The organism is Enterococcus sp. 10F3_DIV0382, from assembly GCF_002140245.1.
Taxonomy (GTDB): domain Bacteria; phylum Bacillota; class Bacilli; order Lactobacillales; family Enterococcaceae; genus Enterococcus_B; species Enterococcus_B lactis.
Genome location: NZ_NGMF01000002.1, coordinates 264,034 through 278,588, shown reverse-complemented (window position 1 = coordinate 278,588; position 14,555 = coordinate 264,034). Strand labels below are relative to the sequence as shown.

General features: G+C 38.3%; 15 protein-coding genes, 1 other RNA gene and 2 other annotated features. Of the genes, 4 read left to right on the top strand and 12 right to left on the bottom strand.

Going from position 1 to position 14,555, the window contains the following annotated elements:
- Positions 1-348, bottom strand: a sequence feature (16S ribosomal RNA rRNA prediction is too short).
- 60 nt (positions 349-408) lie between these two features.
- Positions 409-1,302: a sequence feature (16S ribosomal RNA rRNA prediction is too short), on the bottom strand.
- Positions 1,303-2,009: 707 nt separating this feature from the next.
- Both A5849_RS11915 and A5849_RS11910 read right to left on the bottom strand, forming a co-directional pair.
- Entirely contained in the window at positions 2,010-2,372 is a 363-nt protein-coding gene (locus A5849_RS11915; RefSeq protein WP_002310196.1) for a hypothetical protein, read from the bottom strand.
- A gap of 75 nt (positions 2,373-2,447) precedes the next feature.
- A complete protein-coding gene (locus A5849_RS11910; protein ID WP_002290989.1) occupies positions 2,448-2,828 on the bottom strand; it encodes a CvfD/Ygs/GSP13 family RNA-binding post-transcriptional regulator in 381 nt (126 codons plus the stop codon).
- A 63-nt stretch (positions 2,829-2,891) separates the two neighbouring features.
- Between A5849_RS11910 and A5849_RS11905 the strand changes: the two genes are divergently transcribed.
- Entirely contained in the window at positions 2,892-4,085 is a 1,194-nt protein-coding gene (locus tag A5849_RS11905) for a MalY/PatB family protein (protein WP_002310195.1), read from the top strand.
- Between the two features lie 75 nt (positions 4,086-4,160).
- Here the strand turns inward: A5849_RS11905 and A5849_RS11900 are convergent, their stop codons facing one another.
- Positions 4,161-4,745, bottom strand: coding sequence for a peptidylprolyl isomerase (locus tag A5849_RS11900; RefSeq protein ID WP_002310193.1), 585 nt, complete (start codon positions 4,743-4,745; stop codon positions 4,161-4,163).
- A gap of 210 nt (positions 4,746-4,955) precedes the next feature.
- On the opposite strand from A5849_RS11900, the gene A5849_RS11895 reads away from it, so the two are divergent.
- Positions 4,956-5,954: an NAD(P)/FAD-dependent oxidoreductase gene (locus A5849_RS11895; protein ID WP_002310191.1), complete on the top strand. Its 999-nt coding sequence runs from the start codon at positions 4,956-4,958 to the stop codon at positions 5,952-5,954.
- Positions 5,955-6,065: 111 nt separating this feature from the next.
- A complete protein-coding gene (locus A5849_RS11890; RefSeq protein WP_002290997.1) occupies positions 6,066-6,575 on the top strand; it encodes a phosphatidylglycerophosphatase A in 510 nt (169 codons plus the stop codon).
- A 26-nt stretch (positions 6,576-6,601) separates the two neighbouring features.
- Here A5849_RS11890 and A5849_RS11885 read toward each other — a convergent pair whose 3' ends face one another.
- The 6 genes from A5849_RS11885 to tadA form a co-directional block, all read right to left on the bottom strand.
- Complete coding sequence (locus A5849_RS11885; protein ID WP_002310190.1) at positions 6,602-7,261, bottom strand: TIGR01906 family membrane protein; 660 nt, start codon at positions 7,259-7,261, stop codon at positions 6,602-6,604.
- Position 7,262: 1 nt separating this feature from the next.
- Positions 7,263-8,027, bottom strand: coding sequence for a TIGR01457 family HAD-type hydrolase (locus A5849_RS11880; protein ID WP_002310189.1), 765 nt, complete (start codon positions 8,025-8,027; stop codon positions 7,263-7,265).
- A 7-nt stretch (positions 8,028-8,034) separates the two neighbouring features.
- On the bottom strand, positions 8,035-8,712 hold the full coding sequence (locus tag A5849_RS11875; RefSeq protein ID WP_086310125.1) for a YutD family protein: 678 nt from the start codon (positions 8,710-8,712) through the stop codon (positions 8,035-8,037).
- 36 nt (positions 8,713-8,748) lie between these two features.
- Entirely contained in the window at positions 8,749-10,134 is a 1,386-nt protein-coding gene (locus A5849_RS11870; protein WP_002310187.1) for a bifunctional UDP-sugar hydrolase/5'-nucleotidase, read from the bottom strand.
- 218 nt (positions 10,135-10,352) lie between these two features.
- Positions 10,353-10,437: signal recognition particle sRNA small type (gene ffs, locus A5849_RS11865), an RNA gene on the bottom strand.
- Positions 10,438-10,459: 22 nt separating this feature from the next.
- Complete coding sequence (gene tadA / locus A5849_RS11860) at positions 10,460-10,975, bottom strand: tRNA adenosine(34) deaminase TadA (protein WP_002310186.1); 516 nt, start codon at positions 10,973-10,975, stop codon at positions 10,460-10,462.
- 106 nt (positions 10,976-11,081) lie between these two features.
- On the opposite strand from tadA, the gene A5849_RS11855 reads away from it, so the two are divergent.
- Positions 11,082-11,939: a helix-turn-helix domain-containing protein gene (locus A5849_RS11855; RefSeq protein WP_002310185.1), complete on the top strand. Its 858-nt coding sequence runs from the start codon at positions 11,082-11,084 to the stop codon at positions 11,937-11,939.
- An 81-nt stretch (positions 11,940-12,020) separates the two neighbouring features.
- On the opposite strand, the gene A5849_RS11850 is transcribed toward A5849_RS11855, so the two are convergent.
- The 3 genes from A5849_RS11850 to A5849_RS11840 all read right to left on the bottom strand — a co-directional run bounded on the left by A5849_RS11850 (position 12,021) and on the right by A5849_RS11840 (position 14,416).
- Positions 12,021-12,356 carry a hypothetical protein gene (locus tag A5849_RS11850; protein WP_002291007.1) on the bottom strand — a complete coding sequence of 112 codons (336 nt, stop codon included), beginning with the start codon at positions 12,354-12,356 and terminating at the stop codon, positions 12,021-12,023.
- A gap of 75 nt (positions 12,357-12,431) precedes the next feature.
- On the bottom strand, positions 12,432-13,802 hold the full coding sequence (locus A5849_RS11845; protein ID WP_002310183.1) for an RsmF rRNA methyltransferase first C-terminal domain-containing protein: 1,371 nt from the start codon (positions 13,800-13,802) through the stop codon (positions 12,432-12,434).
- A gap of 77 nt (positions 13,803-13,879) precedes the next feature.
- Positions 13,880-14,416: a TetR/AcrR family transcriptional regulator gene (locus A5849_RS11840; protein WP_002310182.1), complete on the bottom strand. Its 537-nt coding sequence runs from the start codon at positions 14,414-14,416 to the stop codon at positions 13,880-13,882.
- Between the last annotated feature and the right edge of the window lie 139 nt (positions 14,417-14,555).

The following is a 14,555-nucleotide window of genomic DNA, read 5'->3' as shown; positions in this document are numbered from 1 at the left end:
AGCTTTAAGAGATTAGCTTAGCCTCGCGACTTCGCAACTCGTTGTACTTCCCATTGTAGCACGTGTGTAGCCCAGGTCATAAGGGGCATGATGATTTGACGTCATCCCCACCTTCCTCCGGTTTGTCACCGGCAGTCTTGCTAGAGTGCCCAACTGAATGATGGCAACTAACAATAAGGGTTGCGCTCGTTGCGGGACTTAACCCAACATCTCACGACACGAGCTGACGACAACCATGCACCACCTGTCACTTTGCCCCCGAAGGGGAAGCTCTATCTCTAGAGTGGTCAAAGGATGTCAAGACCTGGTAAGGTTCTTCGCGTTGCTTCGAATTAAACCACATGCTCCACCGCTTGTGCGGGCCCCCGTCAATTCCTTTGAGTTTCAACCTTGCGGTCGTACTCCCCAGGCGGAGTGCTTAATGCGTTAGCTGCAGCACTGAAGGGCGGAAACCCTCCAACACTTAGCACTCATCGTTTACGGCGTGGACTACCAGGGTATCTAATCCTGTTTGCTCCCCACGCTTTCGAGCCTCAGCGTCAGTTACAGACCAGAGAGCCGCCTTCGCCACTGGTGTTCCTCCATATATCTACGCATTTCACCGCTACACATGGAATTCCACTCTCCTCTTCTGCACTCAAGTCTCCCAGTTTCCAATGACCCTCCCCGGTTGAGCCGGGGGCTTTCACATCAGACTTAAGAAACCGCCTGCGCTCGCTTTACGCCCAATAAATCCGGACAACGCTTGCCACCTACGTATTACCGCGGCTGCTGGCACGTAGTTAGCCGTGGCTTTCTGGTTAGATACCGTCAAGGGATGAACAGTTACTCTCATCCTTGTTCTTCTCTAACAACAGAGTTTTACGATCCGAAAACCTTCTTCACTCACGCGGCGTTGCTCGGTCAGACTTTCGTCCATTGCCGAAGATTCCCTACTGCTGCCTCCCGTAGGAGTTTGGGCCGTGTCTCAGTCCCAATGTGGCCGATCACCCTCTCAGGTCGGCTATGCATCGTGGCCTTGGTGAGCCGTTACCTCACCAACTAGCTAATGCACCGCGGGTCCATCCATCAGCGACACCCGAAAGCGCCTTTCAAATCAAAACCATGCGGTTTCGATTGTTATACGGTATTAGCACCTGTTTCCAAGTGTTATCCCCTTCTGATGGGCAGGTTACCCACGTGTTACTCACCCGTTCGCCACTCTTCTTTTTCCGGTGGAGCAAGCTCCGGTGGAAAAAGAAGCGTACGACTTGCATGTATTAGGCACGCCGCCAGCGTTCGTCCTGAGCCAGGATCAAACTCTCATAAAAAGTTCGAACAATCTTACGATTGTTAAGCTCAATTTGTTTGCTAGCATATTGCTTGCTTGTTAAAAATGTTTGTTGTCTTGAATTGAATCAAGACGCCCTACACATTTGGTTTGTCTTACTTTGTTCAGTTTTCAAAGGTCTACTTCATCGGAAATGTTTTTCCGATTTGTTTTGGCTGCCGTAGCAACTTTTATATCATATCAGAGTGACAAGTGATTGTCAACTCTTTTTTAAAAGTTTTTTTCGATTTCGTTTTTTGAAATCTTTCAGCAACTCATTTATCATAACTTGTCGTTTGTTATTTGTCAAGAACTTTTTTGAAGTTTTTTTCGATAGAATCAAGCTTCGCAAGCTGTTCTTTTTTAACGACTCAGTTATCTTATCATGTCATCATAAACATGTCAATAACTATTTTTTAAGTTTTTTCAGAAACGTGATATAACGTCCACTTCGGAATCAACGCTGTTAAATTTATCATGTATTTCTTCCTTGGTCAACTATAAATTAAGCATTACTTTGTGAAATGATTTTTCGATCAATTATTATTATTCGTTATACAACCGTTTTCTACATATTTTGAAAACAAAATGCACTAAAAAATTATCTATAGCAGAACATTTCATTGTCTTTTTTGGATCAAACAATAAAAAAAAGAAGTTTGAAAAAAATTCAAACTTCTTTGCTCGCTTAATCTGTATTTTAGAAGAAAGGCACTCCCTCTACTTCGTAAGTTCCAAGAACAGAGCGCATTTGACCTGGTTCTTCCCAAATATATCCTTCGCCTAATTCTTCTCTTTGATTCTTTTGTTCAGTCTCAAAGACAAACAACGGAACATTTTCCTGATTAATATGTGTATTTGTCAATTCCATCAAACTAATCTTGCTAACATCGATATGAACTATTTCTTTTAAGAAATTAAGTATATTCGCTAAACCAGTCTTCCCTTCAGAAAGTTCCGCTAACGCAAATTCCAACTTGTCATCAATTGAATGGACCAAAAATTTTTTAGAACCATCCTCCAAATGCAACATAATTGTACCAGCAACTCTTTTGCTTGCCAAAATTTCCACCTCGATCACCTTGTTCTATGGCTTACATAAAAATTCTAGCACATTTTCAGAAAAAATACACACTTTTTATTTCTTATTTTCTTTCCGTTCTAATTCAGATAACGCTTCTTCTATCCAAATAGGTAACTGCTCCGCAATAGTGGCAAAACCGATTTTACGATTTTTATTCGTGAAATATCTTTTTCTACGATAAGGAACAGCTGGATTTGTTTTTTCTAATGTTCTTAAAGATAAACTGATTTTTTTGGAATATTCATCAATGTCGATGATCTGAACGGTTACTGGCTGCCCGACTTTTAACAATGAATGGATATTTTTCGTATAACCGGATTGTACTTCCGAAACATGAATAAGTCCTTGCGTCTCATTATCAAGAGAGACGAATGCCCCATAAGGCTGTATCCCTGTTACTTTTCCTTCAATTATTTGTCCAATTTTATAAGTCATCTACTTCCCTCTCTTCGCATTTATCATTATACTGTAAATAGCGCAAAAAAAGAAGCGACGAAAATGACTGGAGGTATTGAGATGATCGAATTTGATAAAAAGATTTCAAGAAAAGATACAGAAAGTGTAAAATGGGACGCGATTGCCGAGACATATCAAATGGATGATTTACTTCCTTTGTGGGTAGCAGATATGGATTTCTTATCTCCCGAGGGGGTAGCTAATGCGTTTAGTGAATACATCAAACACGGAATCTTTGGTTATGCCACTCTATCTGATAAACTCTATCAGGCTATCATTCATTGGGAACGTCAACGCCATGCTGTTGAGTTGACGAAAGAAAATATTGTTTTTACAAGTGGTGTGTTGACTAGTTTAGCTGCAGCAGTACAAACTTTTACAAAACCAGGCGATTCTATTTTGATTCATGACCCAGTTTATCCTCCATTTTCCTCTATTATAGAAACAAATCAACGTCACATTGTTCGAAGCTCTTTGCTAGAAAAAAATAATCATTTTGTCATGGACTTTTCTAACATGGAGAAAAAAATAGAAGAAAACAATGTAAAAGCAATGATCTTGTGCAACCCTCATAATCCAGGAGGTCGCGTTTGGAGCAAAGAAGAATTGAAACAGTTAAGCGAATTGTGTTTAAAACATCGAGTGTTTCTGTTTAGTGACGAAATCCATCAAGATTTGACTTTATTCGATCATACATTTACTTCCATGCTGACGATTAATCCCGATTTGGACGATTTGCTCATTGCCTTTACTTCTGCAACAAAGACTTTCAATTTAGCTGCAATCAAAAATTCAATGGTATTTATCAAAAATCCAGAGCTGAAAGCTAAATTTGAAAAACATCTAGTGATGAATCAACAGCACGAAATCAACACTTTTGGTTTGATTGGGACTCAAGCGGCTTATGAGACCGGTGGAGAATGGTTAAACCAATTGATTCCTTATCTAGAAAAAAATGTTCAAACAGTTAATCAGTTTTTTGAACAGCATCTTCCGAAAGTGAGAATAATGAGCCCTGAAGGAACTTATTTAATGTGGTTGGATTTTACCGCTTATATTTCAGACGACCAGAAATTAGAGAATACTCTAGTGAGAAAAGGAAAAGTCGTATTAAATCCTGGTATCACATTTGGTCCTTCCGGTCATGGACATATGCGCTTGAATATTGCTTGTCCAGAAGAAACTTTACTAGAAGGACTTCATCGAATCAAGCACGCTTTAGAAACAACCGAATAAATCAGTTATCAAAGTAAAAGGACGAGACCTTACTAGGTTTCGTCCTTTTCTATAAATACTCCGTATCATACCAAACTATTCTGAAATTTCGATTGTTTCAATCACTATGTCATGTACAGGGCGGTCTTGCGGACCACGTTGCACATTTGCAATTTCATCTACTGTATCCATTCCTTCCAGTACATGTCCAAAGACTGTATGTCGGAAATCTAACCAAGGGGTTCCGCCACCTTTATACGCTTCAATGATTTCTGATGGGAATCCAGCACCTTCCAATTGTCCAAGCATATTAGCTGGCACATTTGTGTTATTTACAATAAAGAATTGGCTTCCGTTTGTGTTTGGACCTGAATTTGCCATAGATAAAGCTCCGCGAAGGTTGAACAGTTCACGACTGAATTCATCTTCAAAACTTTCTCCATAAATACTTTCTCCACCCATTCCTGTTCCAGTTGGATCGCCGCCTTGAATCATGAAATCAGGAATAACACGGTGAAAAATCACGCCATCATAATAACCTTTTTTGGAAAGTTCAATGAAATTTTGAACCGTCTTCGGTGCTAGTTCAGGGAATAATTGGACAGTAATGTCACCACGGTTTGTTTTGATAACAGCTTTTGGTCCTTTTTCACTTTTTAAATCTAGTTGTGGGAATCCCATATTGTTTCCTCCTATTATTTGCATACTTCATAAATAATAATAACATAATACCTAACCTTCCGTAAAAATACTAGATTTGTTTTTCTTTATTTTTTCATCACTGCCTGCATTCCATGAATAAATTCTATGACTGACCATTTCAACTTCAAATATTTTTGAGAAGCATTCTCAATTAAATTCTGCTATAGTGTGAAAAGGGAGGAATTTTTTATGGAAATCTATGACATTACAATTATCGGTGCAGGTCCTGTAGGGATGTTTGCCGCTTTTTATGCAGGAATGCGCCAAGCTAAAACAAAAATCATTGACAGTCTACCTCAACTTGGTGGTCAATTAGCAACATTATATCCTGAAAAATATATTTACGATATCCCAGGTTATCCAGCAATCAAAGCAAGTGAATTAATCGATCAATTAGAAAAACAATTAACTACTTTTAATCATACATTTCATTTAAAAGAAGAAGTTCTCTCGCTTACTCGTGAAGACGAAGTTATCGAGATCACTACAAATAAAGGCATACATTATTCTAAAGCAGTCATTTTAACTTTAGGGAATGGTTCATTCCAGCCGAGAAAATTGAATTTAGATAATGCTGAAGCATTCGAAAACCACGGATTGGATTATTTCGTAAATGATTTGATGAAATACGCCGGAAAAAAAGTTGCTATTGCTGGAGGCGGCGATTCTGCTATCGATTGGGCATTGATGTTGGAGCCTATTGCAAGCGAAGTTTACCTGATCCATCGTCGTCCGGAATTCCGTGCGCATGAACATAGCGTATCGCGTTTGAAGTCTTCAACTGTCAACTTGCTTACTCCATATCTAATCGATGGATTGTCTGGCAACGCTGGAGAACTGTCAGACATCCGCTTAAAAAAAGTGAAGAGCGATGAAACAATTGATTTGATGATTGATGCTCTGATCGTCAATTATGGATTCACTTCTAATTTAGAACATCTCTCTTCTTGGGGACTTGATAGTACTAGAAATGCCATCACTGTAAAATCAGATATGTCTACTTCTATTCCAGGTGTTTATGCAGCTGGTGATATCTGTACCTATGAAGGAAAAGTGAAACTGATTGCTACTGGGCTCGGTGAAGCACCTACCGCAGTGAACAATGCTTTACACTACATTAATCCAAAAGAACGGACTCAGCCTGGTCACAGCACAAGCTTATATGATAAAAATCTTCGGCCTAGTTGATTTTTTAGATTCCTCTGCATTTCAAGCGAGATCCAAAAGCAGTTTCTTGCATTTTTTTCATGTTCCGTTAACATGAAATAGAGAAAGAAAAAATAAAGGGGGAGCAATAATATGGTCGTCAAAACTGAGACTTTAGAAGAAAAGGCAAGAGAACTATTGAAAGAACGTGGCGTAACTGTAGAAGATATCGCACAACTTGTCATGTTTTTACAAAAAGACTATATTTCTGATTTGACTTTGGCAGATTGTACTGAAAGTGTCAACAGCGTATTAACAAAACGTGAAGTACATAACGCCATTATCACCGGAATCCAATTAGATATATTAGCAGAAAAGAAAAGATTGATGGATCCGTTGCAACACATTATCGAAGATGACGAAGGTCTTTACGGTATCGATGAGATCTTAGCTTTATCAATCGTGAATGTTTACGGTACGATTGGCTTTACGAACTATGGCTATATCGATAAAGTGAAACCGGGTATTTTAAAAGAACTAAACAGCCACGATGGCGTTCATGTCCATACCTTCTTAGATGATATCGTTGGAGCAATCGCTGCTGCTGCTGCCAGTCGATTAGCACACAAAGAACCAGAAAAAAGAAGTCGACTTACTCAATAAATCAAAAAAAGAAAGAAAACGTCTATTTAGACGAGTTCTTTCTTTTTTGTTTGTTTCAAACTATTTTTCCCTAAGAAAAGAAAAATAGCAAAAAATACTTCTAATACTACAAAGAACAAGATAAAGCTATGCATGAAAAATTCTTCTGGAAGTACATTGATGATTGGATCAGTTACAGGATCGAATAACCAGTCATCGTTGTTGAAAAACGTTTCATGAAAAAGGATAAAAAAGCGATCAAATCCAATCATCATGAAAAAACCAAAAATGACTGGCAGCAACATGCCAATCTGAAACGGACGAATCAATCGCCAAAGACGATCATTCTTTTGCAAATATCTGATAAACAAAATACTTGGGATCAGAGTGATGAAAAATACAGCATAATCCACTAAAAACAAAATTTTCACTTCATAAAAATGATGAGCTCCGCTAGCAGAAACTGGAAAGTCCGGCAAACTGAGGACTGTTTGGAAGGGATTATTAAGATAATTCATCAGGTGATCAAAATTTTTCAGTAATGTCTCTTGGTCTAAAGAAGTATAATCCAAAATATGCAAATGTCCGATATCAAATACATACAGCGGTCGAAAATTGATCGTCACTCCAACTGCCAAACTGATCAGTGTCAGAAACAGGCTGAATAATCCGGCATATTCCAACCACCGCCATCTCGAATTTTTCATATTAGAAGCTCCATTCATCCAATGATCGTTTCACAAAGGTAGCTGGGATAGGCAGCCCAGGTACATCTTCTTCTTTTGTGAAACCTGATAAAACGAGCAAAGTATCGATATTATTACGTATCCCTGCTTGGATATCTGTTTCATAGTTATCTCCAACCATGATTACTTCTTCTTTTTGCAGACCTAATACTTCAACGGCTTTATCCATAATGATTGCTTCTGGTTTTCCGATATAAATTGGTGGAGTTTGGGTTGCTGTCTCGACGAAAGAGATGACTGACCCAGCTCCAGGAAGAAGACCACGTTCTGTAGGGATATTCTTATCCGGATTCGTTCCAATGAAAGTAGCCCCTTTTTGAATAGCAAGAGTTGCTTTGACGACCTTTTCATATGTCAAATAATTATCTAGCCCTACTACTACATAGTCAGGAACCTCTTCTTCCCATGTAAATCCGGCAGCTAAAATCAAGTCAATTAATCCGGCTTCTCCGATAACATACACTTTTTTTCCTTTTCCATCTGCTTTCATGAAATCAATTGTAGCCAAAGTAGCTGTATAAACTGTTTCTGGTGCTACATGAATGTCAAACTCATCTGCTAGACGATTAGCCACTGTTTCTGGCGACTTAGTCGTGTTATTCGTAACAAATAAGAAAGGCAATTTCCTTTTTTGTAATTCTTCCACAAACCGTTTCCCTGCCGGTATAGGTTCCGTCCCGCGATAAATCGTCCCGTCTAAATCAATTAAATATCCTTTATAGTCCATTCATCCACTACTCTTCCCTTTTTCTTATCGTAAATGCTGTTTTTGTTTTTTCCACTTGACTAGATTGTTCTTGTTTTTTTACTTTTTCAGAGGTTTTTGCTGACTCTGTTTTTCGATTTTTAATAACCGGTTTTTTACGATTAGATGTGACTGGTCCTTTTTTCTCATCGATATACGCACGATTATGGTTTTTTTTCTTTTTTCGGCGCTGAGTTGTCTTTTCTTTTTTACCGCCGATTCTTTCGATGACAAAATACGCACAACCAAAATTGCAATATTCGTAAAGATAGTCTTCCAATGAATCAATTCGCTGATCCGGATGCGCCCGTCGATTATCCGCTCGGAAGAATCCTTTTAAACGTAGTTGTTCATAACCCCAATCTCCTACGATATAATCATATCGGGCTAGTACATCACTGTATCGTTCTCCCAGTTTTTCTGCATTAAATCCTTCACGATAATCGGACACAAGCCGATAATGTCTTTCGCCTACCAAAAAATTACTGTCATCTAACAGCGTCACTACTTCACCTTTGACTTTTTCTGCTTTCGGCTCCTCGACGATTTCTTCCAAAGCAGCTGTCAGTTCTTCTGTGACTGTTGTTTCCTGTTCAGCTGATGATTTTTTCTTAGCAATTTCTGTTTTATGCTCAACGTTCTGCTGTTCATTTTGTTTTGCAGACATGCGTTCACCACCTATCTTTTTTATTATACCTTGTTTTTATTTGATTGGGTAGTGAGCTTTCAAGTAATCTCCTACCACGCTTCGGATAAATTCAGGAAACAAAAATTCATTTTTTCCAACAATTTCGATCGTTGGAAAAAATGGGACAAACATTAGATGATCGACGGTAGTAAAAGTATAATTTTTAGTCGGATCGACTGGCTTATTCTTCCAAAAAACTTGATGGTTAACGGAGTCATACATGATTCCATTATAGACCATCTGTCCAAAAATCTTGCCGCGAAATCCCATTCCCTTCATCGGATAGTTACGTAAAAACTGACGATTTTTTTCTATTTCTAAAACTAAACGAATCAGATCATTTCCACCCAATGTGACATTCAGCAAGTGCATTGGATGCGGCAATGCCGTGTGAAGCTGATCCTGGTTGACCCGACCTTTTGGAATTTCAGTTAAAAACAGACCACTGTTTAATATTGCGGCGTCCGTCTTTCCTCGTTCTTTTACCGCCTCAAGGGCTACTTGGATAAACGAATGCTCACTGAAGATATCTAGGCTTAAAGAAAACGGCAAATCCGCTACTTCTTTTTCTTTTAGCAGCTCATGCCCCTGTTCTAAGTAACCGTTTACCTCTTGTTCATCTTCTGTAAAAGCTGTCATTGTTTCTGTAGGGATGGCTTTGGCCGAATGCTTAAGGATTTTTTTTTCTTCATCGATGGTTAAATGGACTTCTCCTACATATTGACCGTATTTGCCAGCTGCTGCTATTTGGACATCGTTGACTACATGACCTTCTCTGAATAAATGATGGGTGTGCGAACCTAAAATAACATCAATTGCTGGTATTTCTTTTGCAATTTGTAAATCATCTTGAATCCCGAGATGACTCATCAAAACTAAAACATCCACTTGTGGACGTAAATCTTCGACTAATTCCGGCAAAATATCATATGGATTGCGTATGTCCCAGCCATTTGGATTATACGTAAGCGGGAACGGGGCAGTAAATGCAATCAAGCCAATTTTTGTCTGGTGTTTCGTTGTAATGATTTTATACGGTTTCGTCCATATCGGTGGCTGCAACGTATTTTTATCAAACAAGTTATCAAGGATGATATCAAACTCAGCATGATCATATAAGTGGTTTAGATCTTCTTTGGAATTTCCTACGCCTTCATTGTTTCCTATCGTCGCTGCATCATAACCAACTTCATTCATCAGCAAGATATTCGCCTGTCCATTCGTTGCCTCTGATAATGGATGCCAACGATCCACAAAATCACCTAGATCGACTGCAATCGTTGTCGTATTTTCTTTCTTTTCGTTTTCTCGTTTACGCTGATCTAAGAATCTTCTGATCCTTGGCCAATTTTCTAAATGTGAATGCAGATCATTCGTATGTAAAATCACTATTTTTTCCATGTGTCCTCTCGCCTCTCTTTATCTTCATCATACCACAGGCAGCTTTTTCTTCCATTGAAACAAGCTCCATTTCAGAGCTTTTCCTGTCTCGAAGCAAATTACATAAGTATAATATTCGATAAAATAGTCTGGCTAAAAGAACGAAAAACTATTCAGTTTTACAGCCTAATTATTTCTAGAAATAAAAAAAACAGACCCGAAAGTCTGTCGTCGTTTCATTATAATCAGACACATGGCGGAACCTGCTTAGTGCTGCTTCCTTCCAGACCTGACACGCTTCACAAGCCCACCATTGTCCTAGCCTTTCGGCAAAGAATAGTATACCTTATTTTTCATTCGTTGACCAGTCTTTTTTTAATTTCTTTTTTCGCTGACGTAGCTTTCGGAAAAAGTCAGTCAAAACCCTTCCGCATTCGTCTTCTAAAATGCCGCCTTCTACATACGCTTGATGGTTGAATCGTTCGTCTTCCAAAAGATTCATCAAAGTGCCGGCTGTTCCGCCTTTCGGGTCATATGCACCGAAATAAACTTCTGCTACACGAGACAAAATCATCGCGCCACTGCACATAGGGCAAGGTTCCAAGGTAACAAAAAGCGACGCATTTTCTAAGCGCCAACTTCCAACTTTTTCACAGGCTTCCTTGATTGCAAGCATTTCTGCATGTGTAGTAGCATCTTGTGTCGTTTCTCTAAGGTTATATCCTTTTCCAATCACTTCTCCCTCTAATACAACCACTGCTCCAATCGGAACTTCATGGAGCACTTCTGCTTTTTTTGCTTCTGCCAATGCAAGGCGCATCCATTTTTCTTTATCTACTGCATCAAGATTTGTATTAACCAATTAACCTTCCCTGCCTTTGTTTTTTCTTGTTTTACTTTAGCATATGACAAAAAGGCTGTAACTAACTTTTTTTTCTATGGTAAAATAAATACAAGAGGTGAACAAGATGAAAATGAATAAATTACTTGCTCTTTACCCACAAGCACAGAAAAAAAACTGTCCAGCGTCAGAAGCTGATATCCTTTCTTTTGCAGTTGATGATGCTTTTATTTGGATTAAAAGCGATTCACTATCCCAACAAGAAACTAGTCTTTTGAAAGCGTTATTCCCTATAGTCAGCGATCAAAAAAAACATCCGTGGTATCACTATCTTTTTAAAGATGCTTCTTGCATCCAAGAAAAAAGCTTTCGTTTGATCCAGCTTCACGTCGAATCGAAAGGAGAATTCTTAAAAAAAGAATGGCAAGATACTATTTTGGAATTATTTCGCTATTCTGCTGATTTCTTCTTTTATACAGACACTGATGCTCTCTTGATCGAACAAAAAAATTGTGATTATCTTGATGCTGCTGAGATCAATGGTATTTTTCTATCTTTAGATGCTGATTTTGATACGACAACATCTGTATTCGTTGGTTCTTTTCATTCACCAGGTAGCGACCTTGTCCCTTTGTTTGCTGAAGAAAGAAGAATTTTTTTAACAGAGCAAAACAATCTCTATACTCACAGCCGTACTTTTTCTATGCAAGATGTTGCTTTACATTACTATACAAAAGATGTCATGAAAGATAGTGCGTTGATCAAAAGTTACATAGAACTGATCAAACAAAATGAAATGGAAGAGATCATTCAAGAATTATGGAATGAATTAGGTAATGTCAGCTCTGCTGCAAAAACGCTGTTTCTTCATCGGAATACGCTAAAATATCGAATCGAAAAATTTCAAGAACAATCAGGTTTCAATCTAAAAAAAGCCAATGATTTACTGTTTTGCTACCTTTTATTGATTCATGAGCATGATTAAAGATAAGTTAAAGGGGTTATGACAATAAATTTTGTCACAACCCCTTATTTCAAATGAATAGTGTTCAAAAGCTAGTTTCTCTTACATCATTTTTTCAACAAAATGCATAAGCCGATCTTTTACGTCTTCGGTTGAGTCTTTGATGGAATCACCGTAAACAGAGATTTTCTTTTTTCCTGATTTTATTTTTGCTAACATCCCCATCAAAGAATCCAAGTCACTATCTGACAGATCATCTACGATTTCCATCAATTTTTCATTTCCATCGAATTTGTCGTGGACGAATTTTTTTACTTTTGTCCGAGTAGTCATATGATGGATCTTTTCCATTACTTTTCCCGATACGACGACTGCTGTCGCTACACTGGCAGCGGCTGCTACGCTTAATCCAATTGTTACTTTTGTTGATGTTTTCATAAGTATCAGCTCCTTTTTATCTACTTCAATCATAGCATAGACAAAAAAATAAACGAACTAATCCACTCATCGAAATCAGCGAAATCTTAATCCTTTAGGAAAAAAGTTCTTTACTGTTCCTTTTACTTGTTTACCAAAACCGACAGGTATCTTATCCAATACTAATAAAACCCATCCTTGATCCCCATCACGTTGAAATGTTTCTCCTGCTGTGTAAGATTGCCATTCCTTTTGAGTGATCGACAAACAAGGGATGTTTTCTGTCTTTTTCATAGCAAGTGCTAAGGCATAGCTAGGTTCAAATCGATTCTTTTTGAAATCTCCTAAATGCAAACCTGTACGCATGACTTTCAAACCATCAAGAGAAGGGAGCAACTCAGGAACTTCCCAAAGATGATCGTTGAACACTAAAAGTCTCCCAGTGATTTCATAATGGAAATCCATTGAAAATTCCGTCCAAAGTTTTTCCTGTTCTTTTGTCAATTCTTCTTTCCGTTTCTTACGTACTTTCTTTTCTTTACGTGTTGGGTTTTGTCCATGAAAAGTCAACTTTGCGACAAAATGCCCTTCTCCTTGATTTTCATGAGGCCATATACGTACTGTTTTGTCCAAACCATCTACGCTTCCCCATTCAGGACGTCCTGAACTAACGGTTTGAGACAAAGGGATTTCTTCAATTGTTACTGGATAATTTTCTACAAGCCAGCTAATAATCTCTTCATTTTCTTCTGGTGCAAACGTACAGGTAGAGTAGATCAGCTGCCCTTCATGTTTTAGCATCTTTATTGCTGAAGACAAAATCTCTTGCTGACGTTTTTGACAGTGTAGCGGAGATTCTTCTGTCCACTCTTTTACTGCATTCGGATCTTTTCTGAACATCCCTTCCCCTGAACAAGGCGCATCAACCACGATCCGATCAAAAAAACCGGAAAAATGAGGAACAAGCTCTGCAGGTGCATGATTTGTCACTATTGCGTTCGAAACTCCCCATCGTTCTATATTTTCTGATAGGATCTTCGCGCGTTTCGGAAATATCTCATTTGACACTAACAACCCTTTGCCTCTCATTTGAGCAGCTAATTGGGTCGATTTACCGCCGGGAGCCGCACACAAATCCAACACTTTTTCTCCTGGTTTTGCTGCAGCAGCTGTTCCAACGATCATTGCACTTGGTTCTTGGCTATATTCGTACCCAGCTTGATGGAGGAAAGACTTTCCATTCACGGTGCCAAGAAATCCCTCATTGCTGTAGGGAGCGGGTTGCAATTCTTCGCTATGGTAAGTTTGAACCATAGCCAATCCTGCCGGTTTTAGTGGGTTCCACCGAAATCCTTTTTTTGCGCTTCCTTGCTCAAGTGCGCAAAAAAATTCAGTTGATTCTTCTCCTAAAAGAAGACGATATTTTTTGATAAATTGCTGTGGTAACGTTGTAGCTTCCTCCTTCATTCAAATGTTTCGTTAGACATTTTACAATCTTTTTTACGAAAAATAAAGGTGGCTGATCTACTTTTTCATGTTGCTTCCTAAGATAACTGTTCCTTTAAGATACTTTCCAAGTATTCATCCGTCACCTCATTTTTATCCCAAACAGCGTTCATCGTTTCAAAAAAATCTTGAGAAAAATTATCTGAGCTCAAACTTCCCAATGCATTAAGCCAAAGCAATTCAAGCAACTTTTCCTCTTTGATTTTCGTGTGGCCTTTGATGTATGAAAAAAATGGCCGTTTAAATAGCGAATTCATGTCTAATTCAGATTTTGCAATGATTCCACGGATACTTTCATGGATAGAAAAAAAATCTTTCAGCAAGTAGACTGTGCTTAGAACATCATTGGAATTGCATTCAGCTAAGTATCGTTCAAAGCAAACAGTGATTTCTTCTAATATTTTCTCCTTTAACCCGCTGATCGATTTGAAATGTGTATAAATCGGATATGTAGAGCACCCGCAGAAATCCGCCAAATCTCTTGCAGTAATTGATTTCATTCCATATTCTTCCACATATACCATACTTTTGAACAGCAAGTATTCTTTACTATAATTTGTTACTCTCCCCATCATTCTTACCTCCGTCCCTCTTCATCTACCCTCTAATAAATAACGTACAAAATTAAAAAAAAGTGAAATAATCACTGATAATCTTCATAATCACTTTAGATATATCCATTAAAAATCAAGTATATTTACTTATGATACAAGA